At 72.4% G+C, this 17635-nt stretch carries 14 protein-coding genes; 4 read left to right on the forward strand and 10 right to left on the reverse strand.

All coding sequences use genetic code 11. The features are described from left to right. Nucleotides 1-259 precede the first annotated feature (259 nt). On the forward strand, nt 260-1849 hold the full coding sequence (locus SMD20_RS10240) for a pectate lyase family protein (protein ID WP_329578198.1): 1590 nt from the start codon (nt 260-262) through the stop codon (nt 1847-1849). 59 nt (nt 1850-1908) lie between these two features. Here the strand turns inward: SMD20_RS10240 and SMD20_RS10245 are convergent, their stop codons facing one another. Next, nucleotides 1909-2349, reverse strand: coding sequence for a hypothetical protein (locus SMD20_RS10245; protein WP_329578201.1), 441 nt, complete (start codon nt 2347-2349; stop codon nt 1909-1911). Between the two features lie 412 nt (nt 2350-2761). Between SMD20_RS10245 and SMD20_RS10250 the strand changes: the two genes are divergently transcribed. From SMD20_RS10250 to SMD20_RS10260, 3 genes are read left to right on the forward strand one after another with little or no spacing between them, the layout of a single operon-like run. Next, the gene (locus SMD20_RS10250; protein ID WP_329578204.1) at nt 2762-3127 is read left to right on the forward strand and encodes a hypothetical protein; all 366 of its coding nucleotides are present in this window, start codon (nt 2762-2764) and stop codon (nt 3125-3127) included. A 38-nt stretch (nt 3128-3165) separates the two neighbouring features. Then, nucleotides 3166-4374: a hypothetical protein gene (locus tag SMD20_RS10255; protein WP_329578207.1), complete on the forward strand. Its 1209-nt coding sequence runs from the start codon at nt 3166-3168 to the stop codon at nt 4372-4374. Nucleotides 4375-4390: 16 nt separating this feature from the next. Then, nucleotides 4391-6874 (forward strand): lanthionine synthetase LanC family protein, encoded by a 2484-nt coding sequence (locus tag SMD20_RS10260; RefSeq protein WP_329578210.1) that lies wholly within the window; start codon nt 4391-4393, stop codon nt 6872-6874. Here SMD20_RS10260 and SMD20_RS10265 read toward each other — a convergent pair. The 9 genes from SMD20_RS10265 to SMD20_RS10305 form a co-directional block, all read right to left on the reverse strand. After that, complete coding sequence (locus SMD20_RS10265; RefSeq protein ID WP_329578212.1) at nt 6840-7802, reverse strand: helix-turn-helix domain-containing protein; 963 nt, start codon at nt 7800-7802, stop codon at nt 6840-6842. The genes SMD20_RS10260 and SMD20_RS10265 overlap by 35 nt on opposite strands. Before the next feature lie 51 nt (nt 7803-7853). Then, nucleotides 7854-8573, reverse strand: a complete 720-nt coding sequence (locus SMD20_RS10270) for an SDR family NAD(P)-dependent oxidoreductase (protein WP_329578215.1) — start codon at nt 8571-8573, stop codon at nt 7854-7856. Continuing rightward, entirely contained in the window at nt 8570-9613 is a 1044-nt protein-coding gene (locus SMD20_RS10275; protein ID WP_329578218.1) for a 2,3-butanediol dehydrogenase, read from the reverse strand. Before SMD20_RS10275 ends, SMD20_RS10270 begins: the two co-directional genes overlap by 4 nt. After that, nucleotides 9610-10887 (reverse strand): MFS transporter, encoded by a 1278-nt coding sequence (locus tag SMD20_RS10280; RefSeq protein ID WP_329578220.1) that lies wholly within the window; start codon nt 10885-10887, stop codon nt 9610-9612. Before SMD20_RS10280 ends, SMD20_RS10275 begins: the two co-directional genes overlap by 4 nt. A 33-nt stretch (nt 10888-10920) precedes the next feature. Next, nucleotides 10921-11454: a 2,4'-dihydroxyacetophenone dioxygenase family protein gene (locus SMD20_RS10285; protein ID WP_329578223.1), complete on the reverse strand. Its 534-nt coding sequence runs from the start codon at nt 11452-11454 to the stop codon at nt 10921-10923. A gap of 114 nt (nt 11455-11568) precedes the next feature. After that, nucleotides 11569-13515 carry an ABC transporter ATP-binding protein/permease gene (locus tag SMD20_RS10290; protein ID WP_329578226.1) on the reverse strand — a complete coding sequence of 649 codons (1947 nt, stop codon included), beginning with the start codon at nt 13513-13515 and terminating at the stop codon, nt 11569-11571. Nucleotides 13516-13599: 84 nt separating this feature from the next. Beyond that, nucleotides 13600-14076 (reverse strand): (2Fe-2S)-binding protein, encoded by a 477-nt coding sequence (locus tag SMD20_RS10295; protein ID WP_329578229.1) that lies wholly within the window; start codon nt 14074-14076, stop codon nt 13600-13602. Between the two features lie 17 nt (nt 14077-14093). Continuing rightward, on the reverse strand, nt 14094-16415 hold the full coding sequence (locus tag SMD20_RS10300; protein WP_329578232.1) for a molybdopterin cofactor-binding domain-containing protein: 2322 nt from the start codon (nt 16413-16415) through the stop codon (nt 14094-14096). Continuing rightward, the gene (locus SMD20_RS10305) at nt 16412-17620 is read right to left on the reverse strand and encodes an oxygenase MpaB family protein (RefSeq protein WP_329578235.1); all 1209 of its coding nucleotides are present in this window, start codon (nt 17618-17620) and stop codon (nt 16412-16414) included. Before SMD20_RS10305 ends, SMD20_RS10300 begins: the two co-directional genes overlap by 4 nt. Nucleotides 17621-17635 lie beyond the last annotated feature (15 nt).

The raw sequence follows: 17635 nt of genomic DNA on the forward strand, positions 1-17635 counted from the left end.
CTCAGTGCAACACTTGAGCCGAAGATTGCTCATATGAGCAGAGTTGGGGTCCTTGCCCTGTTCATCCGTTGACGGTCACAGGCGTTTCCGCAGGTCACAGCCGCATCACCGATCGTACGCGAGGAGCGTGATGAAAGTTTCATGGCGCATTGACACCTAGGAAAGCGCTTTCCTACGGTGTGGGGGCGATGCGCACGCGCTGGGGGGACCCGGACGCAGGCCCGACGGGCCTGCCGGACCAGCAAGGAGTTCGGCTGTGATGAGCAAGTTCGACAGGAGGGCCGTGGTCGCCCGTGGCACGAGGACGAGACGGGCGGTCGTGGCACGGCTCGCGGCCGCGCTGGCCGCGGTGACCGCCGCGGCCGCCGTCGGCGCGGCCCTGCCGGGCCTCCAGGCGTCGGCGGCGACCGGCACCGCCACCGGCTACGCCACCGCCAACGGCGGCACCACCGGCGGCGCGGGCGGGCAGACCGTACGGGCCACCACGGGCACCGCGATCCACCAGGCCCTGTGCAACCGGGCCAGCAGCAGCACCCCGATCACCATCCAGGTCGAGGGGACCATCAACCACGGCAACACCGCCAAGGTGTCAGGCGGAAGCTGCAACACCGCCGCCGGCGTGATCGAACTCAAGCAGATCAGCAACGTCACGATCGTCGGGGTCGGCGGCGGGGCCGTCTTCGACCAGCTGGGCATCCACATCCGCGAGGCCAGCAACATCATCATCCAGAACGTGACCGTCAGGAACGTCAAGAAGTCCGGCTCCCCCACCTCCAACGGCGGCGACGCCATCGGCATGGAGAGCGACGTCCGCAACGTGTGGGTCGACCACGTCACCCTGGAGGCGTCGGGCGGCGAGTCGGAGGGCTTCGACGGCCTGTTCGACATGAAGGACAACGTCCAGTACGTCACGCTGTCCTACAGCATCCTGCGCAACTCCGGCCGCGGCGGGCTCATCGGCTCCAGCGAGAGCGACCGCTCCAACGGCTACGTCACCTTCCACCACAACCTGTACGAGAACATCGACTCCCGCACCCCGCTGCTGCGCGGCGGCATCGCCCACATCTACAACAACCACTACGTGAGCCTGCACGAGTCCGGCATCAACTCCCGTGCCGGGGCCCGCGCCAAGGTGGAGAACAACTACTTCGAGGACTCCAAGGACGTCCTCGGCACCTTCTACACCAGCGAGGCCGGCTACTGGCAGGTCGCGGGCAACATCTTCGACAACGTGACCTGGTCGAGCCCCGGCAGCGAGAACAACCCGGCCGGGCCGAACGTGCAGTCCAACACCTCCGTCAGCGTCCCCTACTCCTACGGCCCGGACACGGCGAGCTGCGTGCCGGACGTGGTCCGGCGGACGGCTGGGGCCGACAAGGGCCTGCAGGTGTCGAACGGCAGCTGCACGCCCCAGTCCCCCACCGCCTCACCCACGTCGTCCCCGACGTCCACTCCCACCACTACTCCGACCTCGTCGCCCGGCGGGACCAACCTCAGCATCGGGGCCGGCTCCGACGGCTCCAGCAAGGCGAGCGGCACGAGCTACGGCGACGTGCGCGACGGCGACCTGAGCACCTACTGGTCGCCGTCCGGCTCGACCGGCGACATCTCGATCAAGTGGGGGTCGGCCACGACGGTCTCCAGGGTCGTCATCCGTGAGGCGGCCGGCTCCTCGGGCGCCATCGGCTCCTGGCAGCTCCTCAACGGCGGCACCGGCGCGGTGCTGAAGTCGGGCAGCGGCGCGGGCACCATCACCTTCACCGCGACCTCACTCACCAAGATCACCTTCAGGATCACCGGCGCGTCCGGCACCCCGAAGGTCGCCGAGTTCGAGACCTACGCCTCGTGACGCGACCGGCCGGGACGCGACACCGTCCCGGCCGGCCCGCTCCGCTCCTCCGCGCTCGTTCACGCGTACAAGTAGTCGTGGGTCCAGTAGGAGTCGCTGACGAATTCGCGGCCGCAGTTGAGACAGGGCGCCGCGCGTCCCTCGTCGGCGAACTCGAAGAGATTGTGCTCGCCGGCGAGGGCGTCGCGCAGGAGCTGCTCGTCGTGCACCTGGCGCTCGACGGCGTGCACGACGAGGTCGAGCGCGGTCGGCGTACGGCCGCAGGCGCATTGCGTGTGCCCCGAGGCAGGGATGACGAAGAACGCCTCGATCGAGGAGAGCGGCAGGCGCAGCAGGCCCTCGATGTAGCGCAGCTCGGCGGGCGGCGTCTCGACCACGAACCTCTGGCGCGCCAGCACCTCCGTGAGCCGCCGCATCTCCTCGTCGTCGACCGTGACCGCGGATCTCGCGCCGGCGCGGCGATGGTAGTCCTTCAGCTCTTGAATCTCAGGAATGGTCATGGATCATCCTTTCCGGGGTCTCGCGCCGGCTCTTCTTCTCGCGAACGCCGCCGACCGCCGGGCGGGCCGGAGAATCGTCGTCCCGGGACCGGACAATTCGCGATGGTGGACCTCTTCCTCGCGGTCCCCGTACGACATCGTGACGTTGATCCGGAATTTTCGTAACCCGGCCAGAATTGACGATGACCGCGCGCTCGCGCTCGTCATGCTGCGCGTCCCCCACCGTCCCTGACCGGCTATCTTGCCGATCGCCATCGGCCGGAAACGCGGCGGCGGAATGCTCCCGGAAAAGACTCGGGCAGGTGAGGAGGCGATTCCGTCCCGAACGGCAAAGAAGCGGGCGGCGGTATGGCCGCGCCAGGAGAGGCGAGATAGCGTCGCGAGTGACCGGCCGAGCATGGAGAGTGATCGCATGTCCTTCCGGGCGGACAAACTACGTGTTCAGCTTCCGTGCGGCACTGAGGGCAGCCTCGTCGACGCCGCCGCCGACGAGGCGGCGCAGCCGGCGCTCGCCCGCGAGGGCACCTACATCTGCACGTGCTACCTCACGAACCTCGACTACTGCCATTGCTCCATCGTCCAGACGCAGGAGCGCGCGCAACTGGTCAGCCCCGACGCCCTGCCGCTGCTGAAGAAGCAGCTCGAACACCGTCTGGCCGAGGTGGATCTCCTGGCGGCGGCGGCCAAGAGACAGCTCCAGGACCGCCTCGACGACATTTCCCGCGCCGAGCAGGCGCTGCGCGACCGCCAGGCACAGGACCAGACCCGCGACGAGTGACCGCGACGAACTGCCGTTCGTTCATCGAGGGGGCTCCCATGTCTTTCCAGGCCGGCGAACCTCGGCTACTGCCGTTGCCTGGCGGCGGCGCCGGCGGCGTCATGAGCACCGGTCTCGTGGGTGAACGCACGTTCCGCGCCAACCCCCGCTACGAGCTCGTACCGGCCGAGGACTCGCCCGCGGAGGACGACGGCGACTTCTACGGCACCCTGCGGCCGCGTGGCGACTGCGGCCTCGCGGTGCGCTCGTGCTCGCCGGAGACGGCGCTGCTGTTCCTCACGCTCCGCGAGCCGGGCCGCGTTCCCGTGTTCGCCCGCAAGGCGCTGGCCGAGGACGGAGGGCGGGCCCTCGCCAGGCTCGTCACCGACGGCGTGCTGGAGGTCCTGACCGACGAGGGCTTCCGGCACGGGTACGCCGCCGCGGACGTGGTGCTGCCGGGGCGTTCGCGCGGCGGCCAGGGCCGGATCGCCGAGTTGTCCGTCGCCGCGCTGCGCTACGGCCAGGCGCTGGCGGACCTGCCGGCGGAGGCGCTGGCCGACCGGCTTTACAGCTACGGCCACCAGCCCGTCTCGGCCGAGCTGCTGCGCCGCCTGCCCGACGAGGCGGCCGTGGACGCCTATCTCGGAGAGGTGCCCGGCGGTCTGGGTGAGCGGGCCCGCGCCGGCGGGTGGACGGAGACGGGCGGCGACCTGGCGGGCCCGTCGCCCTGGCGGCACTGGTCCGCGGACGGCGGGCGGCGCGGGTGGGGGCGCTCCGGGGTGACGTACAAGCTGTACGTCAGCCCGACGGCCGAGGCGATGCCGGCGGCGCTGGCCGAGATCACCGGCGGGCTCGCCAGGACGCCGGGCGTGACGGGTTTCAAGACCGCTCGCGAGGCCGCGGGGATCTGCCGCCCCGACAAGATCGTCATCTATTTCGAGCGGCTCGACGACCTTCGCGAGGGCGCGTCACGGCTGGCCGGGCGGGTGGACGGGATGGCCGCGCACGGCGTCGCGTTCAGCGCGGCGGTCACCCTCGACGGGCTGCTGTCCTGGGGCGCGGACCCGCCGCGCGGGAGCGCCCACGCCACGAGCTGGCGGATGTGGGTGGCCGGCCGGCTGGCCGAGCATCTGGTCACGGCGCGTACGGATCATCCGGGCATGCCGCCCTGGCGGTTCGCCCTGGAGCGGCTGCGCCTGTCGGGTGTGGACACCGACACATGGGTGCCGACGGACGGCATGTGGAGCGAAGCCGCAGAAACCGGCTGAGGGGAGAGGGACGCGGATGTCGGTGCTCGGGCCCTTCGTACTGCCAGGAGACGTGGTCGTCGCGCCGGTGGCCGGGCTGCCGCCCGAGCTGCGGGAGCGGATCGAGCACCGGCCGGGGGACTACTGCGTCACCCGCCCGCGCTCGCGCGCCACCACGAGCGTCATCGACGAGGGCACCGCCTCGCTGCTCGAACGTTTCCGCGAGCCGACCACGATCGTGGACGCCGTCATCACCTTCAGCTCGGCCACCGGGCTCGAACCCCGGCGGACGCTTGAGGAGGTCTTCCCCGTCCTCACCGGCTTCATCAGGGACGGGCTGCTCCTGCCGGCCGGGTCCGCACTGCTGGAGCCCATCGAATCGGCGCTCGGGCCCGGTGCCGTCGTCGGGGAGGCGGAGATCGTCGAGACGGTGCAGGTCCTCCTCGACACGGAGGTCCACCTGGCCCGCCTGCCCGGCGGCTCACCGGCCGCGTTGAAGATCGCCAGGGAGGGCGCGCAGCGCGGCCTCGCTCCCCTGCTGCGCCGCGAGGCGGACGTCCTCCGCCTCCTCGACGGCCGTGCCGGGCCCCGGCTGCTCGGCTCGGGTGAGCATGCGGGCCGCCCGTACCTGCTCCTGTCCTGGGTCGCGGGCGTGGACGCGCACGACGCGGCGGACGAGGCCCGCAGGCTCGGCGGGCCCGAGGGCGTGGGCGCCCTGCTCGGCCTGGTCGAGCGGGTCGTGGCCGCCTTCGCCGCCCTGCACGCGCTCGGGGTGCTGCACGGGGACGTGCATCCCCGCAACGTCCTGGTGGGCCCCGATCAGGAGGTCGTGCTGCTGGACTTCGGCCTCAGCGCCCGGCACGGGGCCGGTCCTGCGCCCTCGCGCCGCGGCGGGGTCGACTTCTTCCTCGAACCGGAGGCCGCCCGCGCCCGCCTCGCCGGGCGGGCCGGCGAGCCCCTGACGCCGGCCGGCGAGCAGTACGCCGTCGCCGCGCTCGCCTATCTCCTGCTGACCGGCGCCCACACCCACGCCTTCTCCCTCCATCCCGAGCACATGTTGCGCCAGCTTCGCGACGAACCGCCGCTGCCGTTCGCCTGCCACGGGGCGGCGGAGCTGCCGGCGACCGAGCGTGCCCTGCGCCGGGCACTGGCCAAGAGTCCCGACGACCGCTACCCGTCGCTCGCCGCCCTGTCGCGGGCGCTGCGGGCCGCCGCGCGCGCGGACCAGGCGGCGGGCCGGGGAGCGGGCCAGGCAACGGGCCGGGCGGCAGGGCGGGGCCTGCCGAGGCCGGGGCCGGGACGGGGCCCGGGCGGGCCGGGGCGGGCGCTGCTCGATCGGGTGCTCTCCCGGCTCGACGTGCCAGGCCCGCTGTTCGACGACGGGCTTGTGCCGCCGACCGCGTCCGTCGTGAACGGCGCCGCCGGCTTCGCCTACGCGCTGCTGCGGCTCGCCGAGGCGCGCGCGGACGGGCACCTCCTCGCGCTCGCCGATGTCTGGGCGGTGCGCGCCGCGGCGGCCTCCTCGACCGGCGAGGAGGCGGGTGAGGCGGCGTTCGTCAACGCGAGCCTCGGCATCGTGCCCGAGCTCACCGGCCGCGCCTCGCTCTATCACCAGGTCAGCGGCGTCCACCTCGTCCAGGCTCTCATCGCCAGGGCGCGGGACGACGCACGCTCGCGGGACGCGGCGGTGGAGGCGTTCCTGCGCGCGGCGGAGGCGCCCTGCCCCGAGCTTGACCTCGCCTTCGGCCGCTCGGGTCTGCTGCTCGGCTGCGCGACCCTGCTGGAAGGGTGCGCAGGTTCGGCCCTGGAGAGGAGACTCCGGGCGCTGGGGGCGAGGCTCGGCGAGTCCGTACGCGCCGACCTGGCCCGCGCCGCCCCCGTCGCGGACGCGCACCGGCTCCGGACCCTCGGCGCCGCTCACGGCTGGGCGGGCTGCCTGTTCGCCCTCCTCCGCTGGGCGCGAGCGTCGTCCTCGCCGCTGCCGGAAGAGGTGCCCGGCTTCCTCGATCAGCTGGGGGCGCTCGCCCACCCCGTGGGCCGCGGCCTGCTCTGGCCGGTCAAGGCGGGCGGCCCACGGCCGGATCCGCTGCTGGGCGCGAGCTGGTGCAACGGCGCGGCGGGGCTGGTGCACCTGTGGTGGCTGGCGCACTCGCTGACCGGTGAGCACCGCTACGCGGAATGGGCGCGGGGGGCGGCGTGGAGCGCGTACGAGGCGCCGCTGCCCGGCCCCGCCGACCTGTGCTGCGGCCTCGCCGGGCGCGCGTACGCGCTGCTCGGCCACCACGCGAGGACCGGGGACCCGCTCTGGCTGGCCAGGGCCAGGATGCTCGCGGGGCACGCGGCGGCGCGGGTGCGCGAGGCCGCGCAACGGCCCGACAGCCTCCACAAGGGCGAGGTCGGAGTGGCGCTGCTGGTCGGCGAGCTGGACAAGCCGCGCCACGCCCGCATGCCCCTCTACGAGGGCGACCACCCGCTCTCGGGGGCGGTCACGCCGCCTCCGCGCGGGCCTCGCTCGGGGTGAGGCCGAAGCGGGAGCGGAAGAGCCGGGCGAAGTGCGCCTGGCTGGAGAACCCCCACCGATGCGCGACGTCGGCGATCGTCGTCTCCCGCGCCCCGGGGCCGGTGAGCTCCTGGTGCGCCCTGGCCAGGCGCCGCTCCGTGATGTGCCGGGCCGGGGTGCGCCCGGTCGGCTCGAAGATGCGCGCCAGGTGCCGTACGGAGATGCCCATGACCCCGGCCACCTGCGCGGCCCCGAGGCAGGGGTCGTGCAGGTGGCGTTCGATGTAGTCCTCGGCGACGATGAGCTGCGAGCGGTAGGAGTCGGGCCGGGGCCGCCCGCCCGTGCGCTCCTCGGCGAGCTGCCTGAGCAGGTCGAGCACGGTCCGCTCGGCGCCGGCGGGGTCGTGGTCGCCGCGCAGCGCGGTCAGCCCGCCGAGCAGCGAGCCGAGCGCGGCCACGAGGGCGCCCTCCCGCGCCGTGCCGCGCCCGAACAGCATCGGCCCCGGCAGCCCGCCGCCGACGCCCGCCCGCGCGAACAGCCCGCGCGGCACGTCCACGAGGATCTGCCGCATCGAGGAGGAGAACCCGAACAGGTAGGGCCGGCGCGTGTCGTAGACGACGAGCTCGCCCGCCGTGGCCGAGAGACAGCCGTTCTCGTGCAGGAACACGGCCTCGCCCTTGAGCAGCAGGGTCGCGAACACCGAGTCCTTGGGCGCCGACCTGACCGTCTGCGGGCTGCGCTCGATCGCGTGGGCGTTGCCGGTGATGTCGGCGAGCCGCAGCCCGCCCAGCTCGATGTTGGTCTGCCTGGCCAGCAGGCCCTGCTCCGAGTACAAGGTGCAGGACAGGCCGACCAGCGCCTTGCGGTTGTAGTCCTCCCAGTAACCGATGCGTTCGGCGGGTTCGAGGTGCTCGGTGGTGGCCTGGGAGATCACGGAGAGGGCGGACATGCGACCTCCTGATGTTCGTGCATGTCAGGGGGACTTCAGCTTAAGTGAACGTCATCCGGCCAGGTAGCCTCCGTCGACGGGGACGACCGCGCCGGTGACGTACGAGGCCGCCGCCGAGCACAGGAACGCGATCACCGTGGCGACCTCGCGCGGCCGGCCGAGCCGCCCGGCCGGGATGCGGGCCAGCACCCGGGCCTTGGCCTCGGGGTCGTCGAGCACGCCCCGCGCGAGCGGGGTGACCACGAAACCGGGCGCAACGGCGTTGACCCTGATGCCGTCGGCGGCATACTCGGCCGCCAGCGACTTCGTGAGCTGCGAGACGCCGCCCTTGCTGGCGCTGTAGGCGGGCCGGTCCCTGCTGCCGGAGAAGGCGAACATGGACGAGACGTTGACGACGGCGCCGCCGTTCTCGGCCAAGGCCGGGCGGGCGGCCTGGCAGGCGACCATGGTGGCGGTCAGGTTGATCTCGATGACCCGCTGCCAGCGGCCGAGATCGTACTCCTCGCGGTCGTGGCTGACGCCCGCGCAGTTGACCAGGGCGGCCAGCGGCTCGCCCGCCGACAGCAGGTCGGCGAGCCCCGCGCGGTCCAGGACGTCGTGCTCGACGACGCGGACGCGGGGGTGGTCCGGCAGGTCGGCGGGGTCGGCGGGCGGCAGGCCGAGCGCGGTCACCTCGGCGCCCAGCTCGGCGAGGAGCACGGCCGTGGCCGCGCCGATGCCGGACGTGCCGCCGGTCACGAACGCCCGCCTGCCCGCGAACTCCCCGCTCATGGCCGCTCCCCCGGTCGTACCAGCACCTTGACCTGCTCCTGTCCGCGCAGCAGCGCCTCGAATCCGTCCCTGACGACGTGTTCCAGGGGGATGACGGAGGTGACGACGGCGCTCAGGTCCTCGCCCTCCTCGGCGACCATCCGGATCAGCTCCGGATGGACGTCGCGGTATCCCACGCTGGTCATGATCGTCTGCTCGGCGTTGACCAGGGCGAAGGCGTCCAGCGTGACGGCGCCGGTCAGCCCGAGGAACATCACCCGGCCGCCGCGCCGGGTGGCGGCCAGGGACGCCCGCAAGGTGTCCTGCGAGCCGACCGCCTCGAACGTCACGTCCGCGCCCTCGTCGCCCACCAGGTCGGCGAGGTCGGCGCCGGTCGCGGAGGCGCCCAGGCGGAGGGCCAGGTCGCGGCGGGCCGCGGACCGGTCGGCGGCGACGACGCGGCCCCCGTGGCGGGCCGCGTGCCGGGCCGCGAACCGGGTGACGAGCAGCCCGATCGGGCCGAGCCCGAGGACGGCGACGCTGTCGCCGGGCCGGATCGCGGCCCGGCGCACCGCGTGCAGGGCGACGGCGGCCGGCTCGAACACCGCCGCCTGCTCCAGGGAGACCTCGTCGGGCAGCCGGTGCAGCATGTACGCCGGCACGGTGGCCCGCTCGGCCAGCCCGCCGTGCCCCATGAGCCCGGCGAACCCGAAGTGCCGGCAGATGTTGTACTCCCCCGCCAGGCAGCGCGGGCAGCGTCCGCACCGGTAGTGCGGCTCGACCGCCACCCGGTCCCCCGGGGCGAGGCCGGTGACGCCGTCGCCGGTCTCGCTGACGGTCCCGCAGAACTCGTGGCCGAGGACGAGCGGCGCGGCCACGCCGGACTCCGGGTGCGGGTCGCCGACGGGGACGGCGTGCGGGCCGTCGGCGTACTCGTGCAGGTCGCTGCCGCAGATCCCGCAGTAGGCCACCTCGATCGTCACCTCGCCGGGGCCGGGCGGCCGGACCGGGACGTCCTCGACGCGGACGTCCCCGGCCCCGTGCCAGACGGCCGCCCTCATGCCGCGCTCCCGTCCGGCACGGCGGCGGCGCGGCGGCGGAGCACGGCCGGAGCCGTCTCCTTCAGTGCGAAGCAGAGCGCCACCACGGCCACGGCGCCGCCCGCGGCGATGAACATCGCGGCCTGCAGCCCCCACTGGTCGGAGGCCCAGCCCGCGACCATCGGCCCGAGGAACCCGCCGGCCAGCTCGCCCACGCCCATGATCACGCCCAGCGCCGTGGCCAGCGCCGCGCGGGGCACCGTCTCGGCCGGGATCGTGGCCATGAACAGCGTGAAGCAGCCGAGCCCGGTGTAGGTGACCACCATGATCGCGCCGAGCAGCACGGGGCTCTCGACGTAGACCACGGCGAGCGGGCAGCACACCGCCAGCACCGTGAACCCGATGAGCGCCGGCTTGCGCCCGATGCGGTCGGAGATGGCCGGGGTCGCGAACCCCCACAGCACCCACGCCACGCCCAGGCAGGTCATGACGCCGCTCATGGTGCCGGGGTCGAAGCCCTTGACCTCGGTCAGGTACGTCGGGGTGAAGGTGATGATGGTGACGAACCAGGTGAGGTAGCAGCAGGCGATGAGCATGCAGACGACGATGTTGCGCAGCTTGAGCACCTCGCGCAGCGGCACCTTGACCGCCGTCTCCTGCTGCTCCCGGGCGCTCTCGGCGAGCGTACGCGGCGACCGCTCGCGGACGAACCGCCAGATGAGCGCGGCGACGATCAGCCCGGGGATGATCGTGACGTAGAACGCGACCCGCCAGTTCCAGGTCTCCGCGATCCACACCACGACCAGCGGCGCCACGATGCCGCCGAGCAGCCCCGCCGACGAGCCCTGCAGCAGGCCCATGTTGAAGCCCCTGCGGCTCTCCCTCGACGCCTCGACCATCAGCGACTGAGCCATCGGCAGCACCGCGCCCTCGGCCGTGCCCATCAGCGCCCGTGCCGCGAGCAGCCCGGCGAACCCGGCCATCAGCCCGGACGAGGCGGAGAACAGCGAGAACAGCACCACGGCCGCGACCAGGATCGGCTTGCGCCGGCCGAGCGCGTCCGACAGGCGGCCGGCGAACATGCCGGCCAGCGCCCAGGTGAGCGCGAGCACCCCGGACAGGGTGCCGAGCTGGGCGTTGGACAGGCCGAACTCCGCGTCCATGTACGGCGCCAGGAACGACAGCGCCTGACGGTCGAAGAAGACGAACCCGAACGACAGGAAGAGGATGACGAGGAGGCGGTTCTCGTACCGGTCGGCCGCTCGGGAGCCGGCCGCGACGGTGGTGTCAGTCATGACGATCTCACTTAGGGGGTGTGCGCCGGGGGCTCAGCGGAACAGGGAGTTGACGTAGTCGGCGCCGATCCCGACCTTCTCGTAGTGCTCGCGGCACATCTTGATGTAGTCGTGGACGTCGAAGAAGCCGTCGGGCTCGCCGTTCTCGTCCAGCCAGATGAGCGGGCCCTTGACGATGAAGAACGTCTTCATCGGCTCGCCGCTGTCGTAGGCGACCAGCGTGTGGCCCTCGCCCGGGGCCTCGTAGACGAAGTCGCCCGCGGTCGCCGTCCAGGGCCGCTCCAGGTAGCCCCACTTGCCGGAGATCGTGTACGCGAACACCTCGTGCGGGTGGTAGTGCCGGTTGACCAGCCCCGCCTCCTTGGCCCGCAGGATGTCGGCCCAGCTGTTGTCCTTGACGTTGATCCACAGCGGCCGGGAGCCGACGGTGTCGGTGAACGGCACGTAGTAACGGTCGTCGTCCGTGGCGACCTTGGACAGGTAGACCTCGGGGAGGGCGTCGGGGCGGAAGGAGTTCTCGATCGGCCTGAGGTCCTTCCAGAACTCACCGGCGGGCATGTCGGGCATGTGAACGGCCCCTTTCGTGGCGTGTTTCCCGGAAGTGAATCCCGGAGGGGCCGACGCCGTCTTTCCCGAAGCAGACCTCACCACTTGCAGATTTCGGACATTCCTCCCTAATGATCACGGGTGGGCGGTGCTGGAGGGCCGGCCGAGGGGACCGTCGCCGTCGGCGCTCAACGGGGCGACGTGCCACTCGCCGTCGCCGAGCAGCCTGAGCTCCTGGGCGTGGTGCCGGTCGACGGTCGAGCGGTGGCTGACGCTGACCACGATGGTGCCGGGCAGCCGGGTCCGCACCAGCCGGTAGAGGACGAGCTCCAGGCCCTCGTCCAGCGCCGAGGTCGCCTCGTCGAGGAAGACCACCTTCGGCCTGGTCAGCAGGATCCGGGCGAACGCGACCCGCTGCTGCTCCCCCGGGGACAGGATCTTCGCCCAGTCCTGCACCTCGTCGAGCCGGTCGGCGAGGTGCGGCAGCGCCACGTCGCGCAGGGCGGCGCGCAGGGTCTCGTCGTCGGTGCTGCCCTCCTTGCCCGGATAGGTGACGACGGCACGCAGGTCGCCGAGCGGCACGTACGGCAGCTGCGACAGGAACATGGTCTCGTTCGCCCCGCCCGGCCGGGTCAGCGTGCCGCTGGTGAACGGCCACAGCTCGGCGAGGCTGCGCAGCAGCGTGGTCTTGCCGGTGCCGGACGCCCCCGTGACGACCAGCGTGTCGCCCTCCTTCAGCCGCAGGTCGAGCGGGTCGATGAGCTGCCGCCCGTCCGGCGTGCGGACCTCGACGGCCGTCAGCTCGACCTCCGTGTCCGCGCTCGGCCGGGTCGTCACCTCCGGCAGCGCCCTGGCCTCCTCGTTGGCGACGACCAGGCCGTGCAGCCGGATGATCGCCGCCCGGTAGCCGGCGAAGGCGTCGTAGGCGTTGCGGAAGAACGACAGGCCGCTCTGGATCTCGTTGAACGCCGACGCCGACTGCGTGAGGTCGCCGAGGCGGATCTCGGCGGCGAACAGCCGCGGCGCCTGCAGGACGTAGGGCAGGGGCACGATGCTCTGGCTGATCGTGAGGTTCCAGCCGTTGAAGCCGATGGTCCGGTTCAGGTAGCGCTTGTAGTTGGCGACGACGGGGGCGAACAGCCGCCGCAGCCCCGTGCGCTCGGCGACCTCGCCGCGGTAGAACGCGACCGCCTCGGCGGCGTCGCGCAGGCGGACCAGGGCGTAGCGGAAGGCGGCGTTGTACTTCTCGTTCCTGAAGGCCAGCCAGATGATCGGCCGGCCGATCCAGAACGCGACGACGGAGGCGAACAGGACGTAGACCAGCCCGATCCAGAACATCGCCCGCGGGATCTCCAGCCCGAACAGGACGAGCCTGCCCGACAGGTGCCACAGGATCGCGGTGAACGACACGATCGAGATGACCGCCGAGATCGCGCCGAACAGCAGCGTCCCGGCCGTCCCGCCGTTGCTGGGCAGGTTGGGCAGCGGCCCGTACCCGGCGGTGAGCACGTCGATGTCGGACTGGATGCGCTGGTCGGGGTTGTCGATGGTGTCGTCGATGAACCGCGACCGGTAGTAGGCCTTGCCGTCGAGCCAGTCGCCGGTGAGCCGGTCGGTGAGCCAGGCGCGCCAGGCGAGCACGAACCGCTGCAGCAGGAACAGGTCCAGCAGCAGCCGGCCGATGTGGATGGCCGCGAGCACGCAGAAGACCCAGAGCGACATCCAGAAGCCCTGCTCGCCGGAGCTCCGCACCGGGACCTTGCCGGTCGCGATGCCCTGGACCGCGACCTGGAGGCTGGAGAGCATGTCGTTGCCCTGGTAGCTGAACAGCACGTCCAGCCGGACGCCGGTGACCACCGACAGCAGCAGGGCGCCGAGCCCGAGCCAGACCTTGACGCTGTCGCGGCCGGTGAAGTACGCGCCGGTGATGCGCCAGAACTGCCGCCCCCACGTGGTGGTCAGTCCGATGAGGACGAGGACGGCGAGCGCGCACACCGCCGCGATCGCCCAGGCCTGGGCGATCCACAGCAGCGAGATCCAGAGCTCGGAGCTCCAGTCGAGCGTCGGGGTGAACAACTCCATTCCGGAAACGTATACGCACGGAGAGTGACGGGCGCGGGGAAAAGCCCAACTCGCGGCAGGAGTCGCCCGGCCGGTCCTCCGCCGTCACATGTTCTCCGCGCCTTTCCTGATGGCCTGGCGGATGCGGACGTAGGTGCCGCAGCGGCAGATGTTGCGGATGCCGTCGAGGTCGGCGTCGGTGATCGTACGGCCCTCCGCGGCCACCCGGTTGACCAGCGCCACGGCGGCCATGATCTGGCCGGGCTGGCAGTAGCCGCACTGCGCGACGTCGTGCTCCAGCCAGGCCCGCTGCATCGGGTGCAGCTCCTGGCCGACCGTGGCCGGCAGGCCCTCGATGGTGGTGACCTCGTCGGACGGCCGCAGGTCCTTGACGGGGATGGCGCAGGGGTTGACCGCCTTGCCGTTGAGGTGGCTGGTGCAGGCCTTGCAGACGTTGATGCCGCAGCCGTACTTCGGGCCGGTGATGCCGAGGACGTCGCGCAGCACCCACAGCAGGCGTACGTCGTCGGCGACGTCCACGGTGACCTGCTCGCCGTTGACGCGGAAGGTGTGTTCGGGCACTCCTGGGGCTCCTCGGTTCAGCGGGCGTGGTCGAGGCCGTCGGTCGGGGACGGCGGGACCGGCGGGACGGTGGGCTTGGGGGTGAAGGAGAGCGTGCCGTGGTTGATCGGGAAGGTCGTGGGCATCGTGCCGGTCGCGCGGCCGTAGGCGCAGGCGACGGCGGCCATCGACGCGGCCACCCCCAGCTCCCCCGCGCCGCCCGGCTGCTCGGACGTGCTGGGCATGACGATGATCTGGAGGTCGAGCGGGGTGTTCCACTGGCGGGTGTAGAAGTAGTTGTCCCAGCTCGCCTCCAGGAAGTACCCGTCGCGCAGGTGCAGGCTGGAGGTGAGGGCCAGCGCGATGCCGTCGGAGACGCCGCCCATCATCTGCGCCTCCAGCCCGCGCGGGTTGACGGCGAGCCCGACGTCCACGGCGAAGACGACCTTGGTGACGCGGGGGCCGGTCACGGCGTCGCGGACGGCCCTGTTGACGGTCTCGGGCCGGCAGTCGATCTCCACCAGGCAGGCGCTGACCGATTTGTACTCGGCGTGGAAGGCGATGCCCTGCGCGGTGCCCGGCGCCATCGCGCGGCCCCAGCCGCCCGCCTCGGCCGCCCGCGTCAGCACCGCCCGTGCGCGGTCGTCGCGCAGGAAGGAGTGCCGGAACCGGTACGGGTCCTTGCCCATCCGCGCCGCGAGCTGGTCCACGACGAGCTCGCGGGCGCAGGTGACGTCGGGCGAGTAGACGTTGCGCATGCTGCCGGTGTTGAAGTCCTTGTCGGTCTCGGCGAGCAGGTGGCTGCTGGCGCCGAAGTCGTACGACATGGCCTGGCTGAGGTGGAAGAACGTCTGGGAGAAGCCGATGTCGCCGACCGGGAGCCGGGCGGCCAGGGCGGTGAAGATCTCGCCGAGCCCGTGGCCGAGGTCGGTGGAGACGCTGGTGTGCCGCTGCTTGTAGCTGAGCACCGTCTGGCCGAGATAGGCGGCCCTGACCCGCGAGGTGGCCATCGGGTGCGCGCGGCCCTGGCGGGCGTCGTCGGCGCGGTGCCACATGAGCTTGACCGGCTTGCCGATCTTCTGCGACACCTCGGCGGCCTCCAGCGCGGCGTCGAAGAACAGCTTGCGGCCGAAGGAGCCGCCGCCCTCGGTGACGTGCACGGTGACCTTGCCGACGGGCAGGCCGAGCTTGGCGGCGATGGCCTGCTGGGCGACGATCGGCGACTTCAGCGCCGACCAGATCTCGGCGCGGCCGGCCCGTACGTCGGCGATCGCGCAGTTGGGCTCCAGCGCGCTGTTGCCGCGGAAGTGGAAGGTGAACGTGGCCTCGACGGTCGGCGTCGGCGGTCTCAGCCCGAGGGGCAGCTCCGCGGCGGCCAGCTCGCGCAGCACGCTCTCGTCGGACTTGCCGGCCGCGGTCCCGGGTTTCCAGGTGACCCGCAGGGCGCGTACGGCGTCGATGCACTGCCCGAACGTCTCGGCGCGCACCGCCACGCCGGTGGCGATGACGACGGCGTCGGTGACGCCCGGCATGGCGCGGACCTCGGCGAGGTTGCTCACGGATGCGACCTTGCCGTTGATGGTCGGCGGGCGGCAGACCATGGTCGGCTTGGCGTCCGGCACGTCGAGGTCCATGGTGAACTTCTTGCGCCCGGTCACCGCGGCCAGCGCGTCGACCCGGTTGTGGGGCCGGCCGATGACGGTGAAGGCGGCGCGCGGCGCGAGCTCCACGCTCACCTGCCGGGTGCGGGTGCTCGCGGCCTTGGCGGCGAGCGCGCCGATGTCGAGCCGGCGGCCGGACGGGCCGACGACCGCTCCGTCCTCCAGTCTCAGCTCGCCGGCGGGCGCGCCGAGCTCGGCCGCCGCCGCCTCCAGCAGCCGCAGCCGGGCGACGGCGGCGGCGACCCGGATCGGCGTGTACGTCGAGACGGTCGTGTTCGAGCCGCCGGTGAGCTGGTTGAACAGCAGCTCCGGCCGGGCGTCGGCGAGCGTGACGCGGACCCGTTCCAGGGGCACGGCCAGCTCCTCGGCGATCAGCATGGCCGTGGAGGTGGTGATGCCCTGCCCGACCTCGGCGCGCGGCAGCGCGAAGGAGACCATGCCGTCCGTGCCGACCTCGACCGAGATCAGGTTCGAGGTCGGCAGGGCGGCCGCGGTCATGACGTCGTTGAGGTCGATGAGCTGGGTGAGGTCGGGCGAGGGCAGCCCGGCCGCCGCCGCGGTCTCCGGGGAGGCAGCGGCGGCGGGTGTGGCGGCGGGTGCTGAGGGGACGAGCTCGGCGGCGGCCACCAGGGTCGGCGCCGCCACCACGTAGCCGAGGAACCGGCGGCGCCCGATGGCCTCGTCGGTCGGTCCGGTCATGTGCCGGGGCGGTTGGTCGTCGGGATCTCGATCTTGGTCTCCTTGCCCTTGGTGAGGAAGAACAGGATGTACTGCCGTACGGCCTCGTCGATGACCCAGGCGATCGAGGGCACCAGCGGCAGCGGGATGAGCCCTTCGCGGAACCTGACCAGCTTCGGCCAGGCGGAGCTGATCAGCGGGTCCCACACCAGCTCGCGCCGGATGCCGTCCCAGTCGGCGACCTGGTCGCCGACGAGGTAGCGGGCGAGCGCGTTGCACAGGGGCCGGCTGACGCTGCCGGGGCTGGTCTGCTCGGCGAGCTGGCCCAGCAGGATGTCGGTGAGCTCCACGCCCTCGGGCGTCGGGCCCATGTTGCGGGGCAGGATCTGGTCGGACTGGGCGTTGGCGGCGTCCCAGGTCGCCGGGATGTACTCGTCCCTGATGCCGAGCATGTGCGCGGTCACCTGCCACACGTGCAGGTACGCCGCCGACTCGGCGGGCTTGATCGGCACCTGCCATTCGAGCATCTTGCGCATGGCGTAGGTCGGCAGGGTGTGCCAGGTGACGAGCATGTCCTCCTGGCTGATGGGAATGTCGCCGCCCCAGTGGGGCGACTGCTGGAGCAGGTGCCTGACCGCCGCGTGCACCAGCCGGGTCTTGACGGACTGGACGATGCACGTGCCGTCGGGCCGGTAGGCGTTGAGCGCTCCGACGGCGAAGCCCAGGAGGCTCGTCTTGGCGACACGGTCCTCCATGTCGGCCCCGCCCTTGGAGTAGTAGACGGCGCGGGCCTCCTTGGGGATCGCGGTGCTCAGCATGCCGCCGCCGACGCCGTTGAGCAGGTTGAGGTAGAGGCCGCGCGACTTGTTGAAGGTGGCCGCGGTCTCCAGCTTGGCGCGGTCCGCCCACGGCGGCAGCTGCCTGGCCTTCTCGATGAAGGCGACGAGGTCGGCCGGCAGGCCGTCGGGCAGGGGCTGGTCGTTGCGGTTCCAGTCCCAGAGGAGCCGGTTGACCTCGGGGACGGCGCCGCGGTCGAGCAGCGAGGCGGCGAGCGGGTCGGCCTCCTCGTCCCAGACCCAGCGCGGGTCGAGGCCGGCGCCGGCGCCCGCGACCGAGCCCGTGGGCGACCAGGTCCAGGCGTGGGCCGGGCTCGCGATGCTCAGGGCGCCCATCGCCCCGAGGGCGCCGCCCGTGATCAGCATCTTGCGCCTGCTCAGATCCGCCATGCGCGGATGCTCCTT

It is taken from the genome of Nonomuraea sp. LP-02, from assembly GCF_036289125.1.
Lineage (GTDB): Bacteria > Actinomycetota > Actinomycetes > Streptosporangiales > Streptosporangiaceae > Nonomuraea > Nonomuraea bangladeshensis.

Bases quoted from the DNA above. Each gene is read 5' to 3' on its own strand.
- SMD20_RS10260 (WP_329578210.1), top strand. From the start codon at position 4,391: ATGTCGGTGCTCGGGCCCTTCGTACTGCCAGGAGACGTGGTCGTCGCG.
- SMD20_RS10270 (WP_329578215.1), bottom strand. From the start codon at position 8,573: ATGAGCGGGGAGTTCGCGGGCAGGCGGGCGTTCGTGACCGGCGGCACG.
- SMD20_RS10240 (WP_329578198.1), top strand. From the start codon at position 260: ATGAGCAAGTTCGACAGGAGGGCCGTGGTCGCCCGTGGCACGAGGACG.
- SMD20_RS10285 (WP_329578223.1), bottom strand. From the start codon at position 11,454: ATGCCCGACATGCCCGCCGGTGAGTTCTGGAAGGACCTCAGGCCGATC.
- SMD20_RS10255 (WP_329578207.1), top strand. From the start codon at position 3,166: ATGTCTTTCCAGGCCGGCGAACCTCGGCTACTGCCGTTGCCTGGCGGC.
- SMD20_RS10245 (WP_329578201.1), bottom strand. From the start codon at position 2,349: ATGACCATTCCTGAGATTCAAGAGCTGAAGGACTACCATCGCCGCGCC.
- SMD20_RS10275 (WP_329578218.1), bottom strand. From the start codon at position 9,613: ATGAGGGCGGCCGTCTGGCACGGGGCCGGGGACGTCCGCGTCGAGGAC.
- SMD20_RS10300 (WP_329578232.1), bottom strand. From the start codon at position 16,415: ATGACCGGACCGACCGACGAGGCCATCGGGCGCCGCCGGTTCCTCGGC.
- SMD20_RS10305 (WP_329578235.1), bottom strand. From the start codon at position 17,620: ATGGCGGATCTGAGCAGGCGCAAGATGCTGATCACGGGCGGCGCCCTC.
- SMD20_RS10265 (WP_329578212.1), bottom strand. From the start codon at position 7,802: ATGTCCGCCCTCTCCGTGATCTCCCAGGCCACCACCGAGCACCTCGAA.
- SMD20_RS10290 (WP_329578226.1), bottom strand. From the start codon at position 13,515: ATGGAGTTGTTCACCCCGACGCTCGACTGGAGCTCCGAGCTCTGGATC.
- SMD20_RS10250 (WP_329578204.1), top strand. From the start codon at position 2,762: ATGTCCTTCCGGGCGGACAAACTACGTGTTCAGCTTCCGTGCGGCACT.
- SMD20_RS10280 (WP_329578220.1), bottom strand. From the start codon at position 10,887: ATGACTGACACCACCGTCGCGGCCGGCTCCCGAGCGGCCGACCGGTAC.